Consider the following 920-nt stretch of genomic DNA (forward strand, 5'->3'; position numbering starts at 1 on the left):
ACGGCTGTTACTCGCGGGTGACCGATTTCATCCGGGCCTGGCGGCAAGGCGAAGGCAAGGCGGTTTCGAAGTCGGCGTTTGTGCCGTTGCGATTCGAGCTGGGCGAGGCATTCCAGTTTGACTGGTCCGAGGAAGGACTGGTTGTCGGCGGCATTTACCGCAAGCTCCAGGTGTCGCACATGAAGCTGTGCGCGTCGCGGGCGTTCTGGCTCGTGGCCTACCCAAGCCAGGGTCACGAGATGCTGTTCGACGCCCATACGCGCTCGTTCACGGCCTTCGGCGGGGTGGCCCGCCGGGGCATCTATGACAATATGAAAACGGCCGTAGACAAGGTGCACAAAGGCAAGGGTCGCACAGTCAATCCGCGTTTCGCAGTGATGTGTTCGCACTACCTGTTCGATTCGGACTTCTGCAATGTCGCCAGTGGCTGGGAGAAAGGCGTCGTCGAGAAGAACGTGCAGGACAGCCGCCTGCGTATCTGGATTGAGGCGCGTGGGCAACGCTTCGGCAGTTTCGCTGATCTGAATGCATGGCTGGCGACCCGGTGCCGGTCGTTGTGGGATCAGGTGAAGCATCCGGACTATCGTGAGCTGAGTGTCGCCGACGTGTTCGAGCAGGAACGCGCCCATCTGATGCCGATGCCAACACCGTTTGACGGTTATGTTGAGCGCGCAGCACGAGTCTCGTCGACCTGCCTGGTGGTGATTGGCCGCAATCGCTACTCCGTGCCATGCGAATTCGCAGGCCAGATGCTCAGCACGCGGCTCTATCCTGGCCGTGTCGTGGTGGTTGCCGACGATGCCGTGGTGGCCGAACACGATCGACTGGCCGACGAAGGACAGGTGCGATACGAGTGGCAGCATTACATCCCGCTGATCCAGCGCAAGCCAGGAGCCCTGCGCAACGGTGCGCCGTTCCAG

At 61.4% G+C, this 920-nt stretch carries 1 protein-coding gene; it reads left to right on the forward strand.

The window, feature by feature from the left end; all coding sequences use genetic code 11:
* On the forward strand, positions 1-920 hold a 920-nt coding region (gene istA, locus FSO04_RS45850; protein WP_154568018.1), incomplete at both ends, for an IS21 family transposase.

It is taken from the genome of Paraburkholderia madseniana, assembly GCF_009690905.1.
GTDB lineage: Bacteria > Pseudomonadota > Gammaproteobacteria > Burkholderiales > Burkholderiaceae > Paraburkholderia > Paraburkholderia madseniana.